General features: G+C 61.7%; 19 protein-coding genes. 12 read left to right on the top strand and 7 right to left on the bottom strand.

Annotated elements, in window-relative coordinates:
- Positions 1-24: 24 nt before the first annotated feature.
- Together B9Z37_RS11195 and B9Z37_RS11190 are read right to left on the bottom strand one after the other, a co-directional pair.
- Positions 25-1,476 carry a circularly permuted type 2 ATP-grasp protein gene (locus tag B9Z37_RS11195; RefSeq protein WP_108313114.1) on the bottom strand — a complete coding sequence of 484 codons (1,452 nt, stop codon included), beginning with the start codon at positions 1,474-1,476 and terminating at the stop codon, positions 25-27.
- A gap of 470 nt (positions 1,477-1,946) precedes the next feature.
- Positions 1,947-4,544, bottom strand: a complete 2,598-nt coding sequence (locus B9Z37_RS11190; RefSeq protein WP_108313113.1) for a DNA internalization-related competence protein ComEC/Rec2 — start codon at positions 4,542-4,544, stop codon at positions 1,947-1,949.
- Between the two features lie 197 nt (positions 4,545-4,741).
- On the opposite strand from B9Z37_RS11190, the gene B9Z37_RS11185 reads away from it, so the two are divergent.
- From B9Z37_RS11185 to B9Z37_RS11150, 8 genes are all read left to right on the top strand, one after another.
- On the top strand, positions 4,742-8,170 hold the full coding sequence (locus tag B9Z37_RS11185; RefSeq protein WP_108313112.1) for a transglutaminase family protein: 3,429 nt from the start codon (positions 4,742-4,744) through the stop codon (positions 8,168-8,170).
- 17 nt (positions 8,171-8,187) lie between these two features.
- Positions 8,188-10,845: a circularly permuted type 2 ATP-grasp protein gene (locus B9Z37_RS11180; protein WP_108313111.1), complete on the top strand. Its 2,658-nt coding sequence runs from the start codon at positions 8,188-8,190 to the stop codon at positions 10,843-10,845.
- A 15-nt stretch (positions 10,846-10,860) separates the two neighbouring features.
- Positions 10,861-11,757, top strand: a complete 897-nt coding sequence (locus tag B9Z37_RS11175) for a transglutaminase family protein (RefSeq protein ID WP_108313110.1) — start codon at positions 10,861-10,863, stop codon at positions 11,755-11,757.
- 29 nt (positions 11,758-11,786) lie between these two features.
- Positions 11,787-12,203, top strand: coding sequence for a hypothetical protein (locus B9Z37_RS11170; protein ID WP_108313109.1), 417 nt, complete (start codon positions 11,787-11,789; stop codon positions 12,201-12,203).
- A gap of 186 nt (positions 12,204-12,389) precedes the next feature.
- Positions 12,390-12,848, top strand: coding sequence for a RidA family protein (locus B9Z37_RS11165; RefSeq protein WP_108313108.1), 459 nt, complete (start codon positions 12,390-12,392; stop codon positions 12,846-12,848).
- Between the two features lie 8 nt (positions 12,849-12,856).
- Complete coding sequence (locus B9Z37_RS11160) at positions 12,857-13,123, top strand: DUF2164 domain-containing protein (RefSeq protein WP_108313107.1); 267 nt, start codon at positions 12,857-12,859, stop codon at positions 13,121-13,123.
- Positions 13,120-13,320, top strand: a complete 201-nt coding sequence (locus B9Z37_RS11155; RefSeq protein WP_108313106.1) for a hypothetical protein — start codon at positions 13,120-13,122, stop codon at positions 13,318-13,320. The genes B9Z37_RS11160 and B9Z37_RS11155 overlap by 4 nt, the downstream gene beginning before the upstream one ends.
- Before the next feature lie 50 nt (positions 13,321-13,370).
- Positions 13,371-13,886 carry a DUF1993 domain-containing protein gene (locus B9Z37_RS11150; protein ID WP_108313105.1) on the top strand — a complete coding sequence of 172 codons (516 nt, stop codon included), beginning with the start codon at positions 13,371-13,373 and terminating at the stop codon, positions 13,884-13,886.
- An 18-nt stretch (positions 13,887-13,904) separates the two neighbouring features.
- Here the strand turns inward: B9Z37_RS11150 and B9Z37_RS11145 are convergent, their stop codons facing one another.
- The 3 genes from B9Z37_RS11145 to B9Z37_RS11135 form a co-directional block, all read right to left on the bottom strand.
- Complete coding sequence (locus B9Z37_RS11145; protein WP_167394375.1) at positions 13,905-15,497, bottom strand: tannase/feruloyl esterase family alpha/beta hydrolase; 1,593 nt, start codon at positions 15,495-15,497, stop codon at positions 13,905-13,907.
- Between the two features lie 17 nt (positions 15,498-15,514).
- The gene (locus tag B9Z37_RS11140) at positions 15,515-17,242 is read right to left on the bottom strand and encodes a tannase/feruloyl esterase family alpha/beta hydrolase (protein ID WP_108313103.1); all 1,728 of its coding nucleotides are present in this window, start codon (positions 17,240-17,242) and stop codon (positions 15,515-15,517) included.
- A 68-nt stretch (positions 17,243-17,310) separates the two neighbouring features.
- Positions 17,311-17,778: a DUF3237 domain-containing protein gene (locus B9Z37_RS11135; protein WP_108313102.1), complete on the bottom strand. Its 468-nt coding sequence runs from the start codon at positions 17,776-17,778 to the stop codon at positions 17,311-17,313.
- 114 nt (positions 17,779-17,892) lie between these two features.
- On the opposite strand from B9Z37_RS11135, the gene B9Z37_RS11130 reads away from it, so the two are divergent.
- Positions 17,893-18,660 carry a helix-turn-helix transcriptional regulator gene (locus B9Z37_RS11130; RefSeq protein WP_108313101.1) on the top strand — a complete coding sequence of 256 codons (768 nt, stop codon included), beginning with the start codon at positions 17,893-17,895 and terminating at the stop codon, positions 18,658-18,660.
- A gap of 108 nt (positions 18,661-18,768) precedes the next feature.
- On the opposite strand, the gene parC is transcribed toward B9Z37_RS11130, so the two are convergent.
- Both parC and B9Z37_RS11120 read right to left on the bottom strand, forming a co-directional pair.
- On the bottom strand, positions 18,769-21,132 hold the full coding sequence (gene parC, locus B9Z37_RS11125) for a DNA topoisomerase IV subunit A (protein WP_108313100.1): 2,364 nt from the start codon (positions 21,130-21,132) through the stop codon (positions 18,769-18,771).
- A gap of 123 nt (positions 21,133-21,255) precedes the next feature.
- Complete coding sequence (locus B9Z37_RS11120) at positions 21,256-23,238, bottom strand: DNA topoisomerase IV subunit B (RefSeq protein WP_108313099.1); 1,983 nt, start codon at positions 23,236-23,238, stop codon at positions 21,256-21,258.
- Positions 23,239-23,337: 99 nt separating this feature from the next.
- On the opposite strand from B9Z37_RS11120, the gene B9Z37_RS11115 reads away from it, so the two are divergent.
- The 3 genes from B9Z37_RS11115 to dapA all read left to right on the top strand — a co-directional run bounded on the left by B9Z37_RS11115 (position 23,338) and on the right by dapA (position 26,236).
- Entirely contained in the window at positions 23,338-24,549 is a 1,212-nt protein-coding gene (locus B9Z37_RS11115) for an MFS transporter (RefSeq protein WP_108313098.1), read from the top strand.
- Positions 24,550-24,684: 135 nt separating this feature from the next.
- Positions 24,685-25,230 carry a class I SAM-dependent methyltransferase gene (locus tag B9Z37_RS11110; RefSeq protein ID WP_108313097.1) on the top strand — a complete coding sequence of 182 codons (546 nt, stop codon included), beginning with the start codon at positions 24,685-24,687 and terminating at the stop codon, positions 25,228-25,230.
- 109 nt (positions 25,231-25,339) lie between these two features.
- On the top strand, positions 25,340-26,236 hold the full coding sequence (gene dapA, locus B9Z37_RS11105; RefSeq protein ID WP_108313322.1) for a 4-hydroxy-tetrahydrodipicolinate synthase: 897 nt from the start codon (positions 25,340-25,342) through the stop codon (positions 26,234-26,236).
- Positions 26,237-26,251: the final 15 nt, after the last annotated feature.

Below are 26,251 nucleotides of genomic sequence, written 5' to 3'. Positions count from 1 at the left end.
TGCGCGGGTATGACAAAGTGCGCCTCAGTCCTGCAATATCCAGGTGTCCTTGGTGCCGCCGCCTTGTGACGAGTTCACCACCAAAGAGCCTTCTTTCAGCGCCACACGGGTCAAGCCGCCGGGCACCATCTGCACGGTGCGACCGCTCAGCACAAAGGGGCGCAGGTCGATGTGGCGTGGCGCGATGCCGCTGTCCACATAGGTGGGGCAGCTCGACAAACTCAGCGTGGGCTGCGCAATGTAGCCCTCGGGGTTGGCCAGCAAGGCACCGCGAAAACGCTCGATTTCGTCCTTGGTCGAGGCCGGGCCCACCAGCATGCCGTAGCCGCCCGCGCCGTGCACTTCCTTGACCACCAGGTCTTTCAGGTTGGCCAGGGTGTACTGCAGGTCATCGGGCTTGCGGCACTGATAAGTCGGCACGTTTTTCAGGATCGGCGTCTCGCCCAGATAAAACTTGATCATGTCGGGCACATAGGGGTAGATCGACTTGTCGTCGGCCACGCCTGTGCCCACCGCGTTGCAAATGGCCACATGGCCAGCCTTGTAGGCGTCCATCAGGCCCGCGCATCCCAAAGTGGAGGTGGGGCGGAACACGTTGGGGTCCAAAAAGTCATCGTCCACCCGGCGGTAGATCACATCCACGCGCTGCGGGCCGCGTGTGGTGCGCATGTAGACAAACTTGTCCTTGACGAACAGGTCTTGCCCTTCCACCAGTTCCACGCCCATTTGCTGCGCCAAAAAGGCGTGCTCGAAGTAGGCGCTGTTGTACATGCCGGGCGTGAGCACCACCACCGTGGGCTCGGCCGTGGTGGCGGGGCTGCTGGCGCGCAGGGTCTCCAGCAGCAAATCAGGGTAATGCGCCACCGGGGCCACGCGGTGTTGGCTGAACAGCTCGGGGAACAGCCGCATCATCATCTTGCGGTCTTCGAGCATGTAGCTCACACCGCTGGGCACGCGCAGGTTATCTTCAAGAACGTAGTACTCGCCCTTGCCCGCGCTGTCGGGGGCACGCACGATGTCGATGCCGCTGATGTGTGAATAGATGTTGTTGGGCACATCCACCCCCACCATCTCGGGGCGAAACTGGGCATTGCCCTCGATTTGCTCGCGCGGTATCACACCCGCCTTCAGGATCTCTTGGTCGTGGTAGACGTCGTGGATAAAGCGGTTGAGGGCGGTGACGCGCTGCACCAGACCGGCCTCCATGCTTTTCCACTCTTGGGCGGCGATCACGCGGGGTATCAGGTCAAACGGGATCAGGCGCTCGGTGCCGGAGCCGTCTTCGTCCTTGTCTCCGTAGACGGCAAAGGTGATGCCGACACGGCGAAAAATCATCTCGGCTTCTTCACGGCGCGAAGCCATGGTCTGGCTGTCTTGCGCTTGCAACCAGCGGGCATAGGCCAGGTAATGGTCTCTGACTTCTCCGGCATCGCCTGCGGCAGGCAAGCGGCTGTACATTTCATCGAATTGGCGCATGGCTCGTTACTCCTGAGGACAAGTTAGCAAGATGCGTACCCGCCGCGATTGATTCGGGTCAAATCCACCGATCCGCATTGCGCTCAACAGATCTGTTACCCCCAAACAGACTTGTCACGTCCAGCAGACTTGCCGTGTCGAGCAGACTTGTCACGTCCAACAAACACTGTCACCCCCGACCTGATCGGAGGTCCATGCCTTCGATGCTGATGGATACCCGGTCAAGCCGGGTATGACAAAAGCGCTGGGTATGACAAAAGCGCCGGGCATGACATGAGCGCTGGAATGACATGAACACGGGCACTGGCGATGACCCAAACGCTGTCACCCCCGACCTGATCGGGGGTCCATGCCTTCGACGCTGATGGATACCCGGTCAAGCCGGGTATGACAAAAGAAACGGGTATGACATGAGCGCTGGAATGACATGAGCGCCGGGTATGACATGAGCGCCGGGTATGACCACCGCATCAGGGCGCAATGACGTGGTGCCAATAGCGCTTGGACAGTGCCCGTTCACACTGCACCTGCCCAGGCACATCACTGCGCCAGCTGGCGGCACCGCAACGGGCGGATTCCACCAGCGCAATGCCCTGAGTGCGGTAGCGAGCGAGGACAGGTTCTGCCGGGTGCCCATAGCGGTTGCGGTAGCCGGCTTGCACCAGCGCCAGCCGGGGTTGCAAGTCCTGCAAAAAGGGCAGGCTGGAAGAGGTCTTGCTGCCATGGTGTGGCACCAACAGCACATCGACAGGCGCTACGCCCGCCTGCACCAAAGCCGACTCCTGCGCAGCTTCAATGTCACCGGTCAGCAGGGCCGAGGCCTGACCGCTGCTGATGCGCAAGACGCAGCTGACCTCGTTGGGTTTGGGGTGTTTGGGGGCCGCCCCACCCACCTGCACGGCCGTGATGGCTGGCGGGTGCAGCACCTCGAACAGCACGCCGTCCCACACCCAAGATTGCCTGGTTTGACAACGCGTCCAGCCCGGGCGCATCGCATGCAAGGGGTGCTCGTCCTCCAGCGATGACCACAAACGCGCTTGGGGCTGCATGGCCAACACGGCCGCTGCACCGCCTGTGTGGTCACTGTCGCGGTGGCTGAGCATCAACACATCCAACCGTTCGCCCATTTGCGCCAACAGGGGCACCAGCACACGGTGGCCGGCATCGCTTTCGGCCGAATAGCGGGGGCCGGTGTCGTACAACAAACTGTGCGTGGCAGTGCGCACCAACACGGCGTTGCCCTGCCCCACATCGGCGGCCAACAGTTCAAACGCAGGGGCCGCCGGACGCGGATGCACCCAAAACAGCGCAGGCCATAAAAGCGGCAGGCACAGGAGCTTCCAGGACAGCGGCAGCTTGAGCACCAGGCCCACAACCCCAAGCAGCGCCAGCATGGCCAAAGTCCAGGGTGGTGTGGCCGTGGACACGCTGGCCATCGGCCAGGCTGCGAGCCACCCCAACCAGCCCACCAAAGGCTGCAGCGCCCAAGCCGCCAGCACCCATGCGCCCGACCAAACCACCCCCAGCATGGCCAGCGGGGTGACCACCAGAGTCACCCAGGGAATCGCCAGCAAATTGGCCAACAAGCCCACCAAAGACACCTGGCCAAAAAACAGCAAGGTCAGCGGGGCCAAAGCCCAGGTGATCGCGGCCTGCTCACGCAGCAAGCCCCAAGCCCCGCGCAGCAAAGCCATTCCCCAAACAGGGGGCAGAAGCGCACCCCATCGGTGCCTTCCAGCATTCAGCACCAACTCGGTGCGGCCTTGCCGCGCATCGCGTTCAACAAGTTCCGCTGGCATCACCCGATCCTGCGCACGGTGCTGGCCAGACGCCATCAACACCCCTACCGCCACAAAGCTCAACCAAAAGCCCGGCTGCAACAAAGCCCAAGGATCCAGCCCCAACACCACCGCACCCGCCAACAGCCAAATGAGCGATCCATGCCATTGACGAGACGACATTTTGAGCAAGGCCACCACCCCCAGCATCCACAGCGTGCGTTGTGCTGGCACGCCCCAGCCGCTGAACAAGGCATAAAACCCTGCCAACACCAAGCCTGCCAGCGCCCCCACATGGACCGCTGGCCACCGCAAAGCCCCCGCAAAACCCCACAAGGCCGACTTGCGCCACACCCAAGCCAAGCCTGCCGAAGCCAGCCAGGCGAACATGGTCACATGCAGCCCGGAAATGCTCATCAAGTGCGCCACCCCCGTGGCCCGGAAGACATCCCAATCGGCACGGTCAATGGCCGCCTGATCACCCGTGACCAATGCCGCCAAAACGCCCGCCAACGGGGCTGACTGAGCAGCCCCGGTCCACGGCAAAGTGGTCGATGACACATGCGTCAGCAAACGGTCACGCACGGCCTGACGCCAGCCCTCGATCGGGTGCGCCCAAGTGGCGGCCAGCCGCAGCGGGGCCGGGTCTTTGCCCCCCGTGCGCACATAGCCAGTGGCGCGAATGCCCTGCTCCCACAACCACAACTCGTAGTCAAACCCCCGAGGGTTCAGGTTGCCGTGCGGCGCTTTCAGGCGCACCCGCAAGCGCCAGCGCTCACCCGCCTTCACCGGCTCGGGCAAGGCCGAAGTGTTCCAACCACTGTCGTCTGTGCCCTCCTGGCCATACCAGCCCAGATACACCTGCGAAGGCAACGATGCCGGAAGATCCACGCTTCGGGCCATGCCCGTTTTGTCGACTTGCCAAGCTTGCTCGATTTGAAAGCGAAAGCGCCACCCCAAGTCCTGGCGTTGCGGCATGGCCTGGACCACCCCCACCACATCCAGGTCCTGGCCCTCCAGCGCAGGGTCGATGCTGTGCGAGCGGGACAAGGCGTGCAAGCCGGTCACAGCAAAGGACGCAGACCCCCAAACCAGGCACAGGACCACGGCACGCCAACCCACAGACAAGGCCAAACGGCGCAAGACCAGGCCAGCACCCCAAGCCAGGCACAGCCCTGCGGCATAGCCCCAGACAGGCCAAAGCACCTCTTGTTGCAGTTGAACGGCCACACCAGCGCACCAAGCCAGCAAAGCCAGACCCAAACCATGGCCCCACTTCAGTGACCACATGGCCAAGCCTGCCGGACAGTCGACCCGCAGGCCCCCTGCATGCACTTTCGCTTCATGGCAGCCTCCCTGATTTGGCTGGGTGAGTCATCGGTGGGTCTTTGCCCTGTCTTGTCCAGATTCCTGGCGCGTGTCTTGCTAGTTGTAACCGCCCAAGCTGCATTTGTCATGCGTGCAGCCCCTGTTGCGCTGAACGAGATATGTCGATACACGTTGCCCTGCACCACGTTACCCATTACGAATACGACCGCCCCGTGCAGCTCGGCCCGCAAGTCATCCGCTTGCGCCCTGCCCCGCACAGCCGCAGCCGCATCCTGTCGTACAGCCTCAAGGTCGAGCCCGAAGAGCATTTCATCAACTGGCAGCAAGACGCCTTTGCCAATTACCAGGCGCGGCTGGTGTTCCCCAAAATGACGACGGCCTTCAAAGTCACGGTCGACGTGGTCACCGAGATGGCCGTGTTCAACCCGTTTGACTTCTTTCTGGAACCCTCGGCCGAGGAAGTGCCTTTCAAGTACTCGGACACCGTCAAGGAAGAACTGCAGTCCTATCTGGACAAAGACAACAAGACCCCGCTGTTCAAAAAATACCTGGCCAGCATGGACCGCAAGCGCCAGCGCACCATCGACTTTTTGGTGCAGATCAACCAACGCTTGCACCAGGACATCCGTTACACCATCCGCATGGAGCCGGGCGTGCAAACGGCCGAGGAAACCCTGACCCTGAAAAGCGGCTCGTGCCGCGACACGGCTTGGTTGCTGGTGCAGCTGTTTCGCCACATGAACATCGCGGCCCGCTTTGTCTCGGGTTACCTGATCCAGCTGGCCCCGGACGTGAAATCGCTCGACGGCCCGAGCGGCACCGAAGTCGACTTCACCGACCTGCACGCCTGGTGCGAGGTGTATTTGCCCGGCGCAGGCTGGGTGGGCTTGGACCCGACTTCGGGCCTGCTGGCGGGCGAAGGCCACATTCCGCTGGCCTGCACACCACAGCCCTCTGCGGCCGCCCCCATTGAAGGCGTGATGGACAAAGCCGAGGTCGAGTTTCACCATGAGATGAGCGTCACGCGCATCCACGAATCACCCCGCGTGACCAAGCCCTACAGCGAAGAACAATGGGCCGATGTGCTGACCCTGGGCGACCAGGTGGACGCGCAATTGGTAGCGCAAGACGTGCGCCTGACCATGGGCGGCGAGCCCACCTTTGTGTCCACCCACGACCGTGACGGCGCGGAATGGAACACCGACGCTTTGGGCCCCACCAAACGCGGTTTGGCCACTGAGCTGGTGCACAAGCTGCGCCAGCAATACGGCCAGGGCGGTTTCTTGCATTTTGGCCAGGGCAAGTGGTACCCGGGCGAGCAGCTGCCGCGCTGGGCGCTGTCCATTTACTGGCGCGCCGACGGCACGCCCTGCTGGCAAGACCCGGCCGTGTTTGCCGACGAACGCGAACCCAGCCAGTACACCAGCGCCGATGCCCAGCGCTTCATGCAAGGGCTGACCGAGCAGCTGGGCCTGCCCGGCGACACCGTGCTGCCCGGGTTTGAGGACACCTGGTATTACCTGTGGCGCGAACGCCGCCTGCCCGTGAACGTCGACCCGTTTGACGCCAAACTGGACGACGAGATGGAGCGCATCCGTTTGCGTCGCATCTTCAGCCAAGGGCTGGACCAGCCTGTGGGTTATGTGCTGCCGCTGCAGCCTTTTGAACCAGCTGCTGAACCAGCCGTTGAGCAAGCCACCTCGTCAAAGACCCCCAATCTGAGCGGGGCACCTTGGCAAACCGGCCGCTGGTTCCTGCGCGACGAGCGCATGTACCTCATGCCCGGCGACTCCCCCATGGGCTGGCGCTTGCCACTCGACTCCTTGCCGTGGGCAGCACCGACCGACCGCTGGCACATGATCGAGCAAGATCCGTTTTCGCCCCGCAGCGCCTTGCCAGCGGCCGCCCCGATCACCCTGCAGCCGCGCCACGTCCAAAAGGCAACGGCTCCAGCAAGTCCGGCAGCCAAGTTCGAGTCCGACGCCTCTGTGGTGCGCACCGCCCTGTGTGTGGAAGTGCGCGACCCGCGCCGTGCCAACGGCCCCAAGGTCGAGGCCGAGGCGCAACAGCAAGGTGAAAAATCTGGCGTGTTGTACGTCTTCATGCCGCCTCTGGCCCGGCTGGAAGACTACCTGGCGCTGGTGAGTGCCGTCGAAGCCACGGCCAGAACGCTGGGCATGAAAATCGTCATGGAAGGCTACCCGCCGCCACGCGACCCGCGCCTGAAACTGCTGCAGGTCACACCCGACCCCGGCGTGATCGAGGTCAACATCCACCCGGCCCACAACTGGAAAGAGTTGGTCGAACACACGGAGTTTTTGTACAAAGCCGCTTTCGAGACGCGCCTGTCGGCCGAAAAGTTCATGACCGACGGCCGCCACACGGGCACGGGCGGCGGCAACCACATGGTCATGGGCGGGGCCACCCCGGCAGACAGCCCGTTTTTACGCCGACCCGAATTGCTGGCCAGCCTGATCCTTTACTGGCACAACCACCCCAGCTTGAGCTATTTGTTCAGCGGCATGTTCATCGGACCGACCAGCCAGGCCCCGCGCGTGGACGAAGCCCGCAACGACCAGGTCTATGAGCTGGAAATCGCCCTGCGCGAGATCGTGAAAAACCGGCAAAAATTCGGCACCGACATGGCCCCGTGGGTCGTCGATCGCACCCTGCGCAACATCCTGGTGGACGTGACCGGCAACACGCACCGCAGCGAGTTTTGCATCGACAAGATGTACTCGCCCGACAGCAGCACGGGCCGCTTGGGCCTGCTGGAGCTGCGGGCCTTCGAGATGCCGCCACACGCCCGCATGAGCATCGTGCAGCAGCTGCTGCTGCGGGCGCTGGTGGCCCGATTCTGGGACGAGCCCTATGCCGCCCCCGTGACCCGCTGGGGCACCGAGCTGCACGACCGCTTCATGCTGCCGCACTGGATTCACAAAGACTTTGACGACGTGCTCACGGAACTGGGCGACGCGGGTTGCCATTTCGATCCCGCCTGGTTTGCACCGCATTTCGAGTTCCGCTTCCCGCTGGTCGGCCAAATCAGGGTCGATGGCGCCGTGCTCACCCTGCGCAATGCGCTGGAGCCTTGGCACGTCATGGGCGAAGAAAGCTCGGCGGGCGGCACCGCCCGTTATGTGGATTCGTCGCTGGAGCGCATTGAGGTGCATGTGACGGGCATGAACCCTTCACGCCATTGCGTCACCGTCAACGGCAAAGCCCTGCCCCTGCAGCCCACGGGCGTGGTGGGTGAATACGTGGCCAGCGTGCGATACAAGGCCTGGAACCCGCCCTCGTCGCTGCACCCCAGCATCGGTGTGCACGCGCCACTGACGGTGGACCTGGTGGACACGTGGATGAAGCGCTCTCTCGGCGGCTGCCAATACCATGTGGTGCACCCGGGCGGACGCAACTACGACACCTTTCCGGTCAATGCCTACGAGGCCGAAAGCCGCCGCCTGGCGCGTTTCTTCCGCATGGGACACACCCCGGGCACGATGCGCAACCTGGCAGCGCTCGGCCCCAACGCCGGCTTGCATGCCAGCGCAGAGTTTCCGTACACATTGGATCTGCGACGGGCCTGATCAGCGACAATGGTTTGATGAATGACACTTCGCCCTATCAGGACCGCTCAGCTGAAGCCGTGAAATGGCTGGGGCTTCAGCAAGAGTGCGCACCTGCCGGGCACTGGGACGAATTGCGGGGCGAAGTCACCCCCGCTGATCAGACCCCGCATCGAGTCCATGCGGAAAAAACCGCCGCAGCGATCAGCGAGCCTTGGCAAACCTTCATCGCCCCACTGGCGTCAGAAAGCACAGGCCAAGAGTCGGACCTGAACACCCGCATGGCCAACCTGCAGCGGCAAGTGCGGGACAACGGCATCACTTACAACGTGTATGCAGCAGCCGATCAGCCGCAGCGCCCTTGGTCTCTCGATCTGTTTCCACTGATGCTGGGCCACAAGGACTGGCAGCAAATTGAAGCGGGCGTGATGCAGCGCATGCAACTGCTCGAAAGCATCATGGCCGACGCTTATGGGCCGCAAAAACTCGTGCTCAGTGGCCAACTCCCCGCAGCCCTCGTCCAGGGCCACCCGGCCTACCTGCCCGCCATGCACGGCGTGCCTCCTGTCGGTGGGCGCTATTTGTCCTTGGCCGCTTTTGACTTGGCACGCGGGCCTGACGGCTGCTGGTGGCTGCTGTCACAGCGCACGCAAGCTCCTTCGGGTCTGGGTTATTTGCTTGAAAACCGGCAGATTGTTTCGCGCCTGTTTCCGCAAGCCTTTGAGGCTCTGGCGGTGCAACGCTTGGCCGAAACCTACCGAACACTGATCGACGGCATCAAGGCTCGCAGCCCTGCCGGGGCTTCAGCCCACATTGCACTGCTCACCCCGGGGCCTTACAACGAAACGTATTTTGAGCACGCCTACCTCGCACGCTATCTGGGTCTGAGTCTGGTGCAGGGCAATGACCTGACCGTGCGCGACGAAAAGCTCTATTTGAAAACCTTGCAAGGCCTGCAACCCGTGCATGGCCTGCTCAAGCGCGTGGATGACGACTGGCTTGACCCGCTGGAGATGCGAGCCGACTCCACTCTGGGTGTGCCGGGCCTGCTGCAAGCGGTGCGCCGTGGCCACGTGCTGGTGGCCAATACACCTGGCTCGGGCTTTCTGGAGTCGAACGCGCTGCTGGGCTTCATGCCCGCACTGGCACGCGACCTGCTGGGTGAAGCACTGCAACTGCCCGCCATACCGAGCTGGTGGTGCGGCGAAGCCGCTGCATTGCAAGATGTGTTGCCACGCATCGGCCAGTGCGTGATCAAACCCACCTACCCCTACAACACCGACCGCCAAAGCTTTGAGCCAGTTCTGGGTCACACGCTCTCGCGTCGTGAGCAAGACGAGTGGGCGGGCCGCATCTTGCGCGACCCAGATGCGCACACGCTGCAGTCGTGGCTGCCGTTGTCGCACCAACCCACCTGGCAAACCGATTCGGATGGAGCCGCCTCCATCCAGTCTCGGCCGGTGGTGTTGCGCGTGTTCGCCGTGGCCAATGCCCAAGGCCACTGGCAAGTCTTGCCGGGTGGCCTGGCTCGCTTGGGCACACAGACAGGCATTGCCTCCATGCAGCGCGGTGGCAGCAGCGCCGACGTGTGGGTGCAAAGCCCAAGGGCCGAGCGCAGCCAGACCCGCGATGCACCTGAACCGTCTCAGTCTCAGTCTCAGTCACCCAACACCTCATCGGGGGCCTCTTCCCAGCGGCAACGCCTGGTCACCAGCCGTGCCGCAGAAAATCTGTTTTGGATGGGCCGTTACACCGAACGCACCGAAAACACCTTGCGCCTGGTCCGCCTAAGTCTGGAAATTTTGGGCAGTGAGAACCAGAACCAACCAGGCTTGCTCAACTTCATCACCCGCATGGCCACACAGCACGGCCTGGTGCGAGCGGGCGTACCCGCCGCATCGCAAGCACATCGCGTTTTTGAACGCTCGCTCATTGCCGGGCTGTGGGACAAGGAACTGGCGACCAGCGTCGGCTTCAATTTGCGCGCCGTTCGACTGGCGGCCGCCTCGGTGCGCGAACGCCTCTCGCCCGAGCATTGGCGCTTGCTCGAACAAGCCGAATCGCGATTCTTCAGGCCCGAGCACCTGAGCGCCGCACCCGACACACTGGCCGTGCAAAGGCTCTTGGCCGACACGAGCCAGATGCTGGCCGCACTGACTGGCGCACAAACCGACCGGATGAGCCGTGATGACGGCTGGCGTTTACTCTCGATCGGTCGCCACATAGAGCGTCTGCAATTTTTATCGAGCGCCCTGTCTGAAGCCGTGCAGTGGGGTCTGCTCGGCGAACAAGCGGGCTTTGATGCCGTGCTCGACCTGTTTGACAGCACCATCAGCTTCCACGCCCAGTACCAGCAAAGCCGCACACCTCAGGCCCTGATGGATTTGCTGGTGACCCATTCCGACAATCCACGCTCACTGGCTTGGGTCGCACACACCTTGCGGTCGCGTTTGCTGCGCATGGGTCAGTTGGCCGATGGCGCCACCTTGCCCTTGGCCGAATGGGTACCCCAACTCATCGACCTGCCCCCCGCATCACTTTGGCCCGAAAACGTCCCAGCAAACCGAAGCGACAGCAGCTTGCCACTGCATGCCGCATTGGCCCATTGCCAGAGCGCAGCCCACGAGGTCTCTGACCGACTGTGCAGCCTGTTTTTCACCCACAGCGGCGAAGCCCGCTACAGCGTTGGCGCCTGACCAGCCCCCCACACCATGCGCCTGGCCATCACCCACGAAACCCGTTACCGCTACAACCCGTCGGTCCAAACCGCGCAACATGTGGCGCACCTGCAACCCGCCCACACCCCCTGCCAAAAGGTCATCAGCCACTCGCTGCAAGTGACGCCTGCGGCCTCTGTGCAGCACCGCATCGATGCTTTTTTAAACCACACGGTCTATTGGGCTCTGACGAGTCCGCACGACGGTTTGCGGGTGCAAGCGCACAGTGAAGTCGAGACGGCGGCTGTGCCTGCAGCCAGCGCCAGCCAAAGCTGGGAGTCGGTGCGCGAGCATTTCCACTACCGAGGTGGTCACCCGGGCGATGTGCACAGCGGCTTTGTCTTTGGTTCGCACCACGCGCCTGTGCATGAAGCCTTTCTGACCTACGCACAAAGCAGCTTCACGCCTGGCAAACCCCTGATGCAAGCGGCTCAAGAATTGACCACACGCATGCACCGGGACTTCCGCTACGAAACCGCCAGCACCGACATCAACACCCCTGCACTCGAAGCCCTGGAAAAAAAGCGCGGTGTCTGCCAAGACTTTGCGCACATTTTGTTGGCTTGTTTGCGCTCATTGGGTTTATCTGCTCGCTATGTGAGCGGGTACCTGTTGACCCAGCCACCCCCTGGGCAAGCACGGCTGGTGGGCAGCGATGCTTCACACGCTTGGGCCTCGGTCTACCTGCCTGAGTTGGCCAACCACGCATGCCAAGGCTGGCTCGATCTGGATCCGACCAATGACCGCGTTGGCCTGGCCAGCCCAGGACTGGACTATGTGCGCCTTGCTGTCGGACGCGACTTTGCCGATGTCTCGCCATTGCGGGGGGTCTTGCAAGGTGGTGGAGCGCACACGCTCGAAGTGGCCGTGACGGTAAGGCCTATTGAATGACCCGATGACATGAAGATCAGGAACACCCCATGACCAAAAGCTTTTTCCTCAGCTGCATGATGGCCGTCCTCATGCCATCTTTCGCCGCTGCACAAACCCATGCGCGATTGAACGGCGGCAAGTTTGTTTCCAACGAAGAAATCACAGTTGAGCGCCTGAACTGCAATGGCACTGCCGTTCAGTTTGCTCGAGGCGTCCGATGGGCTCCCGCCAATTACAGCCCCATTGTGAGCATCAACGACAGCGCCACTGTGCAGCTGCATCCCAGCTGCTACACGGACATGGTGTGCGGCCAATTCCGAGGAAAACCTGTCGTGGTCATCATCGATGCACCGGCTTGCGGTGGCAATGCGGTGGGGGAAGAGTACATCGTCATTGATTTGGCATCCCGACGCAAACAAGTCCTCAATGAGGCCCAAGCACGGCAGGCTAGATTGATCCGGTAAAGCTGCGCAGCCAGTCGCATGGAAACGGATGCTTCCCCAATGAATCTATCCCTCAAAAGGGGGAGGCAGCGGAAAGCCAGGAAATGACACGGTACAGTGGAGTCTTTCAAGACTGGGCACAGATCCAAGTCGCGAAGCACCGCGCACGACAACAGAAGAATACGCTACACCCTCAAAGGAAATTCCATGAACATTTACGACACCCTGAAATCCCTGAACATCGAATTGCCCCCAGTGGCCGTGCCGGCCGCAGCCTATGTGCCCTTTGTGCAAACCGGCAATTTGGTCTTTCTGTCGGGCCACATCGCCAAAAAGGACGGCAAAGTCTGGGTCGGTCAATTGGGTAAAAACATCGACACGACCGAAGGTCAACAAGCCGCCCGCGCCGTGGCGATTGACCTGATGGGCACGCTGCACGCGGCCGTGGGCGATCTGAACAAGGTCAAGCGCATTGTCAAAGTGATGAGCTTGGTCAACTCGACCGGTGACTTCACGGAACAGCACTTGGTCACCAACGGTTGCAGCGAGCTGCTGGGCAAGGTGTTTGGCCCGCAAGCCGGCGCCCATGCACGCAGCGCTTTTGGGGTGGCCCAAATCCCGATGGGGGCTTGTGTCGAAATCGAATTGATCGCCGAAATCGGCTGAACACGGCCATGGCCATCGAACTGAGCAAAGAAGACCGAGCACAGGCCATTGCCAGCATTGAGCGCTATTTTCTGGACAACTTCGAACAAAAAATCGGCAACATTTCTGCCGGTGCCTTGCTCGGTTTTGTCCTGGAAGAAATCGGCCCCAGCATCTACAACCGTGCCGTGAGCGATGCCAAGGAACGCATGCTCATGCGCGTGGAAGATCTGGAGTACGAAGTGCGTGAAGACGAGTTCCAGTATTGGTCGAAATTCAATCAGCGCAAACCATGAACCCCGCGCACATCACCCTCGCACTGCTCATGAGCCTATCGGGCTGCAGCCTCGTTTCGACGCAAGCCGTGTACGAGGAGATCCGTGCGCAAGAAAAAGCCAAAGCCGTGGGCACAGGCGCAGCCCCCAGCAAAGCCCTACCCCACCACGACCCATATGAAAAAGAACGCGGCCAGCTGGCTGCGCAACCACGTTAACGCACCCCAAGGCCGAGACCTGAATTCAACAAACCCAACGGAGACAACCCATGACCATTTCCATGTCCAGCGCCAGCCTGCCCGTCTGCACCCGCATGCTCACCAACCTGAGCCACATCCTGTCCAAGGCTGAGCAGTTTGTCGAAACCAAAAAGATCGACCCCACGGCACTGACAAGCTATCGACTCGCACCTGACATGTTCCCGTTCACGCGCCAGGTGCTGATCGCCTGCGACGCTGTCAAAAATGGCGTGGCTCGCCTGTCGGGGGTAGAAGCCCCCAAGTTTGAAGACACCGAGACCACCTTGACCCAGTTGCAAGAGCGTATCCAAAAAACATTGGCCTTCATCGCCACCGTGCCTGCCGCAGCGCTGGACGGCACTGAAGACAAAGAGATCACCTTCCCCGCAGGCCCCGGCAAAACCCGCACACTCAAAGGTCAGGACTACCTGAGCGGCTGGATGCTGCCGAACATGTACTTCCACATCACCACGGCCTACACCATCCTGCGCCACAACGGCGTGGACGTGGGCAAGGTGGATTACCTGCTGGGTGCGCAGGACTGAAGCCCTGCGCCTTCAGACTCACCGGCAACTGAAGTTGCTCGCGTCTTCAGGGTTGCCTGAGCCTTTGTAGTGCGCATATTGCGGGTAAGCGCACAGCGGGCGTGTGCGGCCCGGGTAGACCGCTGTGCCGCTGGCTGGCACGCTTTGCGGAGCCTGGCCTTTTTCGACCCAGTCCACCAAGCTGCCCAGACCATCGATGCTGTCGGTGGCTGCACCGCCTGCGCAGTGGCCCATGCCGGGCACCAGGAACAGGCGCGCAAACGCATTGGTTTTAGGGCCATTTTGTGCCGTCAGGCGCTGGTAGTAGTCCACCATCTCGTCGGCCGAGAAGATCGGATCGGCCAGGCCGTGGATGAACATCAGCTTGCCGCCCTTGGCTTGAAAGCCCGCGAGCTTCACGTCGCTGTCAGTGTTGAAGATCCACGAATGGGCGTCCATGCGCTGCGGGTCGCGGTCAAAGTCGAACTTGTAGATGCTCAAACTGCGATCGGGCGGCGTCACAAAGTAGCCCTGCAGCGCATCTTGCATCAGGAACACGTGGCGTGAGTTGGCCTTGGCCGTGGGCGAATTGCCCAGTTTCCACATGCGCCAGTCGTTTTGCGGGTGGCCCATGCCGGGGTCCAGTGGCCATGAAAAATACAGCGGCTGGCCTGCGGAGTTCTTGGCCCCTGTGAACATCTTCTTCAGCGCACCCACTTGGGCAGGTGCCAGGCAACTGTCGTCTTTGGCCCCTTTGCATTGCAAGGCCGCTACATCGAATTTGCAGGCCGCTGGGTTGGACACCAGGCCGTCGGCCACGCCATCCTGTGCATCGCAAGCATCCAGAACACCTTTGCGCACCAAGGCCAGATCGCCGTCGTTCAAAGCCTGGCTCAGCACTGGCTGGCCATCAGCGCCCTTGGGTGCAATGGCATGCAGCGCCTGCGTATCCCATGCCGCCGCAATGGTCGCGCCTTTGGACACGCGCATGGCCGGGGCCATGGCGATCACGCCGTCAAAGTAACTGGGAAAGCGCTGCGTGAACATCATGGCCTGTCGCCCGCCGCCCGAACAGCCGATGAAGTAGGACTTGTCGGCGGGCTTGCTGTAGAACTGACGGATCAGCTCTTTGGCCGTCACTGCCACCTTGTCGTGTGCGTTGTAAGCGTTGTCGGTGCGGGCGATCGGATCGAACCCGAAATCGGCCGTAGGCCCTTGGTGCCCGGCATCGGTGGTGACCACCGCAAAGCCCCGGTTGAGCGCGTAGCCGGGTGCGGCCTGCGGCCCCACGGCGGGGCGCACCACGCCGTCGTTACCGCCACCGCCCTGGTACAAAAAGCGGCCATTCCAGGCCGTGGGCAAACGCAGCTCAAAACCGATGTGGTAGGGCTTGCCGTCCTGGCCCATGCGCTCGGCCATCTTGCCGTTCACCTTGCAATGCGCCACCAGCATGGGGCCTGCTGTGGCGCCCGGTGGGCGTGTGCTGTCACCCGCCACTGCTTCGGTTTTCAGGCTCATGCCCGGCAAGGTCGTGGCCGCAAAAGCAGCGCAGTCCGACGTTTGCGCCCAAGCCGCACCGCTCACGGTCAGCAGCGTTCCCACTGCGGCGAAGATGTGGTTTATCTGTTGCATGGCATTGTCTTTCATTCTTATTTACAGGAGAAGCTGCTGGCGTCCTCCAAGGAGCCGCTGCCCTTGTAGGTGGCCACCGTGGGGTAGGCACACAGCGGGCGCGTGCGTTGGGCAGACCAGTCGGCAGGCAGCTCGGTGTTCACGCCACCCGCGTTGCCTGCGCCGCGCACACTGGCCACCACGGCCTGCGGTGCCACACCCTGCTCCACCCACTGCACCAGCGGACCGAGCAAATCAAACTGGTCAGCAGCCGGGCCCATGCTGCAATGGTTCATGCCGGGCACCGGGAAGTAACGCGCGAAGTCCGAACCCGGATTGGCGTTGGCGCGGTTCAGGCGTTCCACCCATTGGCGGGTGTCGTCTGCAGAAAAAATCGCATCGCTCACGCCGTGGTACATCACCACCTTGGCCCCCCGCGCACGCAAAGCGGCCATATTGGCGGGGTTGGCCTCTCCGGGCGGTGTCATCAGCGACCAGCCCGATTCGCGGTAAGTGTCGTTGGTGGCCGAGAACATGGCCAGGCGCTGGGTGACGTTTTCTTCCAGTGGTTTGACTGGCGCAGGCGGCACACTGAAGATGGTGCCGATGGCCAGTGGATCACGGATCAGCGAATCCACAAACTTCCAAGTGCCCCAGTTGGCTCCCGCCACACCCGTGTCGTAAGGGAAACTGGCGTAAATGCGCTGGCCGTCCGCCGTGTGCGCACCGCCAAACACGCGGGCCACCACCTCTTTTTGGGCTGTCGTCAGGCAAGCGCCGTTGCGCTCGCCGGTGCAGGTGGCCACATCGGTCTTCACGTTGAAGGTGGCTTGGCAGGTTTGTGTGGCCTGCACCATGTCATCTTTGGCACCGTCCAGCGCATCGCATTTGTCGGCAATTGCTTTCGCCACCGTCTGGCGCTCTTTCGTGGTGAAGGCGCTGGCCAGATCGGGCAAAGTGCCGTTGGGGTTGAGCGGGTTTTTGACCGTGGCCCCGGGTGTGGCCAGCGGTGCCCACTGCTGGGCACCCCAGATTTGCGCCAGAGCCGCATACGGCAAGCGGTAGCCCGGTGCGCCGACCAAATAACCGTCGTACTGGTCGCCCACACGCGCAGCAGCCACCATGGCGTGACGCCCGCCGTTGGAGCAGCCCCCGATGTAAGAACGGTCTGGCCCTTTGCCGTAAGCCCCGGCAATCAGCTGTTTGGCCATGGGTGTGAGTTTTTCCACCGCTTGGTAGCCGTAGTCCAACCGGGCCTGTGGCTCCAGACCAAACACGGTGGTTTGCGGGCCGCTGTGCCCGGCGTCCGAGCTGATCACGGCAAAGCCCTGCATGAGTGCGCCCGTCAGCGGCCCACCACCCAACGCGCCTAAAGCGGGCACCACGGCCCCGTCCAGCCCGCCGTTGCCTTGGTAATAAAAGCGGCCGTTCCAGGCCACAGGCAAACGCATCTCAAAGCCCATGGCGTAGTCGCGGCCATCGCTGCCTTTGCGCTCGTGCATGCGGCCTTTCACAAGGCAGTGCGCGGGCACCGCTTTATCGCCTTGCTTGATAGCACCAGCAGCCACCGAAGCGGCCGACTCGATGCGCGTATGGGGCAGCTGGAGCTTGGACGCCAAGGCCTCGCATTGGGCCAAACTGGCACCTGTGGCCGCTTTCAGGGGCGCAACAGCGGTGCTTGGCAAAGTGCTGCAAGCGACGAGCACGCCGAGCGCAGAGAGCACACCCAAGCCCTGAAGGGTGCGGTGCAATGAGGTGGGATGCATGAGGAATCTCCTTGAAAATGCGGCAGTCAAAATGCGGCTCTTAGCCGGATCAATGGACAAACAGGGCTTCAGGCCACCTCAAAAAAGCGCATCACCACCCGGTCCGGATGGCGGGCGCCGGTGCCCACAAACAAGCGCTCGCTGATCCAGCCGAGCGACTTGGAGGCCGTCTCAAAACTCGGGCTGCAGCGGAAATACACCGACTCGGGCGGCACCGACTCACCTCGCACCAGCCGCGCCATCACCTCGGGGGCAGCCGTGCGTACCGCGCGGTTTTGCACATAAATCAAGTCGCCGCCATCGGTCTCGATCACATAGCGGGCATCCAGCTCGGCCATGCGTTCGTTCACGATCAACTGGAAATCGGCCCCGCCGGGCAGCACACGCGCCGTCCAACCCTCGCCCTGCACTTGTCCACCCAGGATCGGGATCAGGCGACGCACACCATGATGGGTTTGGCCAACCTCCTGGGGCTTGTCTACCTGGACAGACAGATCGGCAAAATATTTCAGTTGAGGCGTTGGCAAATTGGGCATTGGCCAAGGGTATTCCTAAGTGCAAAGAGCGTCTGTCCTCCCTTAAGATGACGGAAAAACCCGAACCTTGGCTCACAGCGCCCTCGGCGCAAGCCCATTTGAACCAGCCCCTTCATGCGCCAATGGACCCCCTCCAGCTCCAGCAGCTCCGTTCAGGTGCTGCAAGGCCTCATCGGCCTGATGGGCCAGCGCGAATTTGAAACCTCGCTTTTAAGTCACCTGCACCCGCTGGTGCCCGCAGCCTCGTATTCGATTTACCAAATCGGCCGGGGCTGCGACCCCACCCGGTTCATGTCGGCCAGTCTGGGCATTCCAGACACCACCCGCGAATGCTGGAACGCTTACCTGTCTGGCCCCTATTTAAGTGACCGCACACTGGCTGTGCAAGACGCATCGGCTGACAGCATGGTGCTGTGTCACATCACCGCCCCAGAAGTGCCCGCCGAGCACCGCGCCCGCGTGTACGAAGCGCATGGCATGGCAGAACGGGTCTCGATCGTGCAACGCCAAAACACGGCGATTTTTGCGATCAACTTTTACCGGCATGAACACCAGCGCCCCTTCAGCGATGGCCAACTCTCCGACTTTGAATCGCTGGCACCGGCACTGCTGACCTTGGCGCAAAAACAAATTGAACTCACCCGCCCACGGCTGGCCAGACGCAACACCGCCGAATGGGTGTGCCAATTGCAACAGTTTGAGCCCTCGCTGACACCGCGCGAGCTGGAGGTCTGCGCCCGCCTGCTGACCGGCATGACGCAAGAAGGCATTGCGCTTGACCTGGGCTTGGGGCTACCCACCATCAAGACCTACCGCAACCGCGCCTTTGCGCGGCTGGGCATCCACTTCAAAAGCGAGTTGTTTGCCTTGCTGGCGGGATGATGCCCGCCAATTGTCCCCAAACAGCGTGCCCAAAGCTGTGGACAACTACAGGGACAAGCCTCGAAAGGCATGCCCCGCAAGGGCTGGCGGGGCATGCTTAAAAAAGCATCACTCCACCCGCGTCACACGATTCGGCTTGAAGCCCAGATCGGCCACTTTGCCCTTCTTGGCGCGAGCGACTTTGACGTTGTTGAGGCTGCGGATTTCGAGCGTTTCTTCGCGCTCTTTGCCGCCGCGACCGATGCCTTCGATCTTGACGCTGCGGGTGTAAGCCGCAGCACCAGCCAAGGTGTCTTTGGCTTCGAGGTCGATCAGCATCAGGCCCCGGCCGCCTTTTTCCATGGTTTTGAGTTCGCTGATCTCAAACGTCAACACCCGGCCGCCCGTGCTGGCGCAGCACACGCTGTTGGCTGCGGGCATGGGCTGTTTGTCGGCAGGCACAGTGGCACTGGAGCCACTCACATGGCTGGGGGCGCAGACGGTTTCGCCGTCGCCCAGGCTGATGAAGGCCTTGCCCGCTTTGTTGCGCGAGATCATGTTCTCGACCGAGGCCATGAAACCATAACCGCCTGAGCCGCTGAGCAGCAGCGTGGCGTTGGCCGGGCCTGCAAAGTAGTGCGCAATTTGCGTGGTGGGCTCCAGCTCGATCAGCGTGGTGACCGGCTGGCCGTCGCCGCGTGCGCCGGGCAGTGTGGCCACGGGCACGCTGTAAATGCGGCCGTTGCTGCCAAAGATGATGAGCTGATCCACGGTGCGGCACTCGAAGGTGCCATACAGACCGTCGCCCGCCTTGAAGGCGAAGCTGGTGGCGTCGTGGCCGTGACCGGTGCGGGCACGCACCCAGCCTTTTTCAGACACAACCACCGTCACGGGTTCGTCCACCACCTTGACCTCGGCCACGGCTTTTTTCTCTTCCTGGATCAGCGTGCGGCGTGGGTCGGCAAAGGTTTTGGCGTCGGCCTCAATCTCTTTGATCATCAGGCGGCGCAGCGCGGCGGGGCTGCCCAAAATCTCTTCGAGCTTGCCCTGTTCTTCGCGCAGCTCAGACAACTCCTGCTCGATCTTGATGGCCTCCAGTCGGGCCAATTGGCGCAGGCGAATCTCCAGGATGTCTTCGGCTTGGCGGTCGCTGAGCTTGAAGGCTTCGATCAGCGCGGGCTTGGGCTCGTCGCTGTGGCGGATGATGCGGATCACCTCGTCGATGTTCAGCAGCACCAGCTGGCGGCCCTCCAAGATATGGATGCGGTCCAGCACTTTGTTCAGGCGGTGCTGGCTGCGCCGGGTGATGGTGGTCTGGCGGAAGCTGATCCACTCCACCAGCATCTGGCGCAGGGACTTTTGAATCGGCTTGCCGTCGATGCCGACCGAGGTCATGTTGATCGGCGCAGACGTTTCCAAGCTGGTGTGCGCCAGCAAGGCGGTGATGAGTTCTTGCTGTTCGATGCGGCTGGTTTTGGGCTCGAACACCAGGCGCACGGCAGCGTCTTTGCTCGATTCGTCGCGCACCACGTCGAGCACGGCCAGCATGCTGGCTTTGAGCTGCAGCTGGTCAGCGCTGAGCGCTTTTTTACCAGCCTTGACCTTGGGGTTGGTGAGTTCCTCGATTTCTTCGAGCACGCGCTGCGAGCTGACGCCTTGCGGCAACTCGGTCACCACCAGTTGCCATTGCCCACGGGCCAACTCTTCGATCTTCCAACGGGCGCGCACTTTCAGGCTGCCGCGACCGGTGCGGTACGCATCGGCAATGTCACTGGCCGGGCTGATGATCTGGCCGCCACCTGGGTAGTCGGGGCCGGGGATGATGGCCATCAACTCGCTGTCGCTCAGCTTGTCGTTGCGGATCAGGGCCACGCAGGCGTCGGCGACTTCGCGCAGGTTGTGGCTGGGGATCTCGGTGGCCAGGCCCACGGCAATGCCGCTGGCGCCGTTGAGCAAGCTGAAGGGCAAGCGCGCGGGCAGCTGGCGCGGCTCTTCGGTGGAGCCGTCGTAGTTGGGGATGAAGTCCACCGTGCCCATGTCGATCTCGTCGAGCAGCAAGCTGGTGATGCGCGACAAACGCGCTTCGGTGTAACGCATGGCGGCTGCGCCGTCGCCGTCGCGCGAGCCAAAGTTGCCCTGCCCGTCGATTAGCGGATAGCGCTGCGAAAAGTCTTGCGCCATGCGCACCAGCGCGTCATACGCCGCCGTGTCGCCGTGCGGGTGGTAACGGCCGAGCACATCGCCCACCACACGGGCACTTTTGACGGGCTTGGCCGCGGTGTTGTTGTTCGGGCCGCTGTAGGACAAACCCATGCGGTCCATCGAATACAAAATGCGCCGCTGCACCGGCTTTTGGCCGTCGCACACGTCGGGCAAAGCGCGGCCTTTGACGACGGACAGCGCGTATTCCAAGTAGGCACGCTGGGCGTAGGCACCCAGGTGGTCACCTTCGGGTGCGGCGGTGGGTTCGGGGGTTAACAAATCAACAGTCATGGCTTACTTTCAATGACGTATTCAAATTTTTTCAACCGACAGGTTGAACGCTCTGGCCCAGGAACCATTCGGCCCGAGTCAAGCAGGCATGGATGGCCGCGTTCGCGGCCATGACAGTGACCATCACACATCGATTTCGATGCTGTCGCCGTGCAGTTCCATCAGCTCGCGGCGGGCGGCGGCTTCGCCTTTGCCCATGAGCTGGGTCATGAGGTTTTCGGTGCCGGCGTTGTCCAGCGGGCCCAGCTCGATGGGCAGCAGGCGGCGCGTGTCGGGGTTGAGCGTGGTGTCCCACAGCTGCTCGGCGCTCATCTCGCCCAAGCCCTTGAATCGGCTGATGCTCCAGCCGCCTTCTTTCACGCCGTCTTTGCGCAGCTTGTCGATGATGGCGGTCAGCTCGCCTTCGTCCAGCGCATAAGCTTTGGAGGCAGGTTTTTTGCCGCGTGCGGGTGCATCAACCCGGAACAATGGTGGCCGCGCCACATACAAATGCCCGGCTTCGATCAGCTTGGGGAAGTGGCGGAAGAACAAAGTCAGCAGCAGCACTTGGATGTGCGAGCCGTCCACGTCCGCATCGCTCAAGATGCAGACCTTGCCGTAACGCAGATTGCTCATGTCGGGGTTGTCGTTGGGCCCGTGCGGGTCCACGCCGATGGCCACCGAAATGTCGTGGATTTCGTTGTTGGCAAACAAGCGATCGCGGTCCACTTCCCAGGTGTTGAGCACCTTGCCGCGCAGGGGCAAGATGGCCTGGCTTTCTTTGTTGCGGCCCATTTTGGCGCTGCCCCCGGCAGAGTCGCCCTCCACCAAAAACACCTCGTTGTGCAGGATGTCTTTGCTTTCGCAATCGGTCAGCTTGCCGGGCAAAACAGCAACACCCGAGCTCTTGCGCTTCTCCACCTTTTGACCAGCCTTTTGGCGGGTTTGCGCGGCCTTGATGGCGAGTTCGGCCAGTTTTTTGCCGTAATCCACATGCTCGTTCAGCCACAACTCCAAGGCCGGGCGCACGAAGCTGGAGACCAAGCGCACCGCGTCGCGTGAATTCAGGCGCTCCTTGATCTGGCCCTGAAACTGCGGGTCGAGCACTTTGGCGCTCAGCACATAGCTGGCGCGGGCAAACACGTCTTCGGGCATGAGCTTGACGCCCTTGGGCAGCAAGCCATGCAGCTCAATGAAGCTCTTGACCGCCGTGAACAAGCCGTCGCGCAAACCGCTGTCGTGCGTGCCGCCAGCGCTGGTGGGGATCAGGTTCACATAACTTTCGCGCACAGGCGCACCGTCTTCAGTAAAGGCCACGGCCCACGAAGCGCCCTCGCCTTCTGCAAAGCTCTCGCTGTTGCCGTCGGCAAAGCCTTCGCCTTCAAACAGCGGGATCACCGGGTCGCCGTTCAGGGTTTGCGTCAGGTAGTCGCGCAGACCGGCTTTGTATTGCCACTGCTGGGTTTCCTTGGTTTTTTCATTCACCAAGGTCACCGTCACGCCCGGCATGAGCACGGCTTTGCTGCGCAGCAGGTGCGTCAGCTCGTTCATGGGCAGGGCGCTGGATTCGAAATACTTGGCGTCAGGCCAGGCACGCACGGTGGTGCCTTGTTTGCGATCACCCTCGCCTGTGGCGCGTTTGACCAGCGGCTCGGTCACGTCGCCACCTGAGAACACCAGTGTCGCCACTTGGCCTTCGCGGTAGCTGGTGGCTTCCAGACGCTTGGACAGCGCATTGGTCACGCTCACACCCACGCCGTGCAGGCCGCCCGAGAAGCTGTACGCACCGCCTTTGCCCTTGTCGAACTTGCCGCCCGCGTGCAAACGGGTGAACACCAGCTCGATCACCGGGGCGTTTTCTTCGGGGTGCAAGCCAAAAGGGATGCCCCGACCATCGTCTTCGATGCTGACCGAGCCGTCGGCATGCAAGATGACTTTGATCTTTTTGCCGTAGCCCGCCAGCGCCTCGTCGGCAGCGTTGTCCAGCACCTCTTGGATGATGTGCAGGGGGTTGTCGGTGCGGGTGTACATGCCCGGGCGTTGTTTGACGGGCTCTAGGCCCTTGAGGACGCGGATCGAGCCTTCGGAATACTCGTTGGAGGTTTTGACAGTAGATTGGGTGGCCATGGTGGCGGATTGTAGTGGGATTTACGCCGACTTACTGGATGCAAAACCAGTGGTTTCTGGCGAGCCACACGCGGCAAGGAGATTGGTTAAAGTCGGAGCATGCAACACAAACCCCTTTCCCTGTTTCAAGTGCTGGCCTGCGGCGCGGCCATTGTCACCCTGTCCATGGGCATTCGCCACGGCTTTGGCCTCTGGCTGCAGCCCATCACCCAGGCCCAGGGCTGGGGCCGTCAGGAGTTTGGCTTCGCCATGGCCATCCAGAACCTGTCTTGGGGTTTCATGGGCATTTTTGCGGGCATGGTGGCCGACCGGTTTGGGGCGTTCCGGGTCATTGCGCTGGGCGCCTTGGTCTATGGCGTCGGCCTTTTAGGCATGGCTTGGTCCACCAACCCTTGGGTGTTTGCCCTGTTCACCGGGGTGATCATTGGCACCGCGCAAGCGGGCACGACCTATGCCGTGATTTATGGGGTCATTGGCCGCAACGTGCCGGCCGAACGCCGCTCATGGGCCATGGGCGTGGCAGCTGCAGCAGGCAGTTTCGGCCAGTTTTTGATGGTGCCAGTAGAAGGCCTGCTGATCAGCCAAATGGGCTGGCAAACCGCGCTGGTCACCTTGGCCGCTGCAGCCATGCTGATCATCCCCCTGGCTCTGGGCCTGCGCGAACCCGCCTTGAATGCCCCCGGCCAGGTCAAACGCGACCAGACGATTGCTCAAGCTTTGAAAGAAGCTTTCAAATACCCCAGCTTTCAGCTGCTGATGGCGGGTTATTTTGTGTGCGGCTTTCAGGTCGTGTTCATTGGCGTGCACATGCCCAGCTACCTGAAAGACCACGGCCTGGCCCCCCAGGTGGCCAGTTATGCGCTGGCCTTGATTGGCCTGTTCAACGTGTTTGGCACCTACATGGCGGGCACGCTGGGCCAGAAAATGGCGAAGAAAAAAATTCTGGCGTTCATTTACGCCGCTCGCTCAGTGGCCATCGTGCTGTTCTTGTTGGCACCGCTCACACCCACCAGCGTCTATATCTTCTCGGCCTTCATGGGCTTGCTGTGGCTGTCCACCGTGCCGCCCACCAACGCGGTGGTGGCGCAAATTTTTGGCATTTCGCACCTGTCCATGCTGAGCGGTTTCATCTTTTTCAGCCACCAGATCGGCTCGTTCATGGGCGTCTGGCTGGGGGGCTATTTGTATGACAAGACCGGCAGCTACGACATCGTCTGGTATTTAGCCATTGCCTTGGGCGTGTTTGCCGCGCTCGTGAATCTGCCCGTGCGTGAAAGCCCAATCGAACGCCACCCCCTGCGCGCCGCATGACCACCCGGATCAAAACCCTTTTATCGGTGGTCGCTGTGCTTGGCCTGACGTTTTGGCTCTATGCACAACCCGATGTGGTCATCATGTTGTCCGAACAACTGTGGTCTTGTTTCTGATTTTTTGAACACCCTCCCTATGCACGGCACCGAAAACCCTTCTGCTTGGCTTCAGCGTTGGAGCCACTTGATCGCCCCTGAAAGTCGGGTCCTGGATGTCGCTTGCGGCGCAGGTCGCCACATGCGTTGGCTGGCAGCCCAAGGTCACCTCCCGCAGGGCGTTGACCGCAACACCGAAGCCATCGCACTGGCACAAGCTTTCGGGCAGGTCACCTGCGCGGACATCGAAAACGGCCCTTGGCCTTTCGCCGGTCAAACTTTTGGCTGTGTCGTGGTGACCCATTACCTCTGGCGTCCGCTGCTGCCCAGCATCGTGCAGGCCGTGGCTCCGGGCGGCGTCTTGATTTACGAAACCTTTGCCGCAGGCAACGAATCCGTGGGCAAACCCTCGCGTCCGGACTTTTTACTGCAGCCCGGCGAATTGTTGAAGGCGACCGAAGGCTTGCGGATTGTGGCCTATGAAGACGGATTTGAGGCTTCACCCGACCGGTTTGTGCAACGCATTGTGGCCGTGCGCCCTTTGCCAAGCCCTCATGTCACCCGCTGGTCATTGCAGTCGAATTAAGCTCAGCAGAGGGTTTTCTGTCACATCGGCTCAGATTCGCCAGACTTGTGAAACCGAAACCCGGTGTTGACTCGTTAGAATGGGTTTTTTCTGTTCAGAAACACCTGACATGACCACCGAATTTCGCCCCATCCAAGGCAGCATTCCTGCCCTGATCACCCCCATGCTCGAAGACGGCAAAGTGGATTACCCCACTCTGCGAAAACTGATCGACTGGCATGTGGCCGAAGGCACAGATTGCATCGGCGTGGTGGGCACCACGGGCGAATCACCCACGGTCACGGTCGATGAACACTGCGAAATCATTCGCGTTTCTGTCGAGCAAGCTGCAGGTCGCGTGCCGATCATGGCCGGCTGCGGCGCCAACTCCACGGCAGAAGCCATTGAGCTGGCCAAGTTCGCCAAAAAAGTGGGGGCCGACTGCCAACTGCAAGTGGTGCCTTACTACAACAAGCCCACTCAAGAAGGCCAGTACCGTCACTTTCGCGCCATTGCCGAAGCCACACCGGACTTGCCCGTGATCTTGTACAACGTGCCCGGTCGATCCGTGGCCGATATGCAGCACGAGACCGTGCTGCGTCTGGCGCAAGTGCCAGGCATTGTCGGCATCAAGGAAGCCACCGGCAACATCGAACGTGCCCAATGGCTCATCCGTGATCTGCCCAAGGAATTCGCGGTCTATTCAGGAGATGACCCCACAGCGGTCGCCCTGATGCTGTGCGGCGGCGCCGGCAACATCAGCGTGACGGCCAACGTGGCACCGCGGCTGATGCACGATTTGTGCATGGCGGCCATCCGTGGCGACATCGCAGAAGCCATGCGGATTCAATTCCAGCTGATGCCCGTGCACAAAAACCTGTTTGTCGAAGCCAACCCGATTCCTGTGAAATGGGCCATGAACCGCATGGGCCTGTGCGGCCCTACATTGCGTTTGCCCATGACCGAACTGTCTGAGTCGCAGCACCCCGTGGTTGAAGCCGCGCTCAAGGCCAGCGGCCTGATTTGATTTCCACCTAAGGAT

Origin of the sequence: Limnohabitans parvus II-B4, assembly GCF_003063455.1 — a bacterium.
Classification (GTDB): Bacteria; Pseudomonadota; Gammaproteobacteria; order Burkholderiales; family Burkholderiaceae_C; genus Limnohabitans_A; species Limnohabitans_A parvus.
The sequence above is the reverse complement of the archived record's forward strand: the minus strand, read 5'-3'. Positions and strand labels throughout refer to the sequence as shown.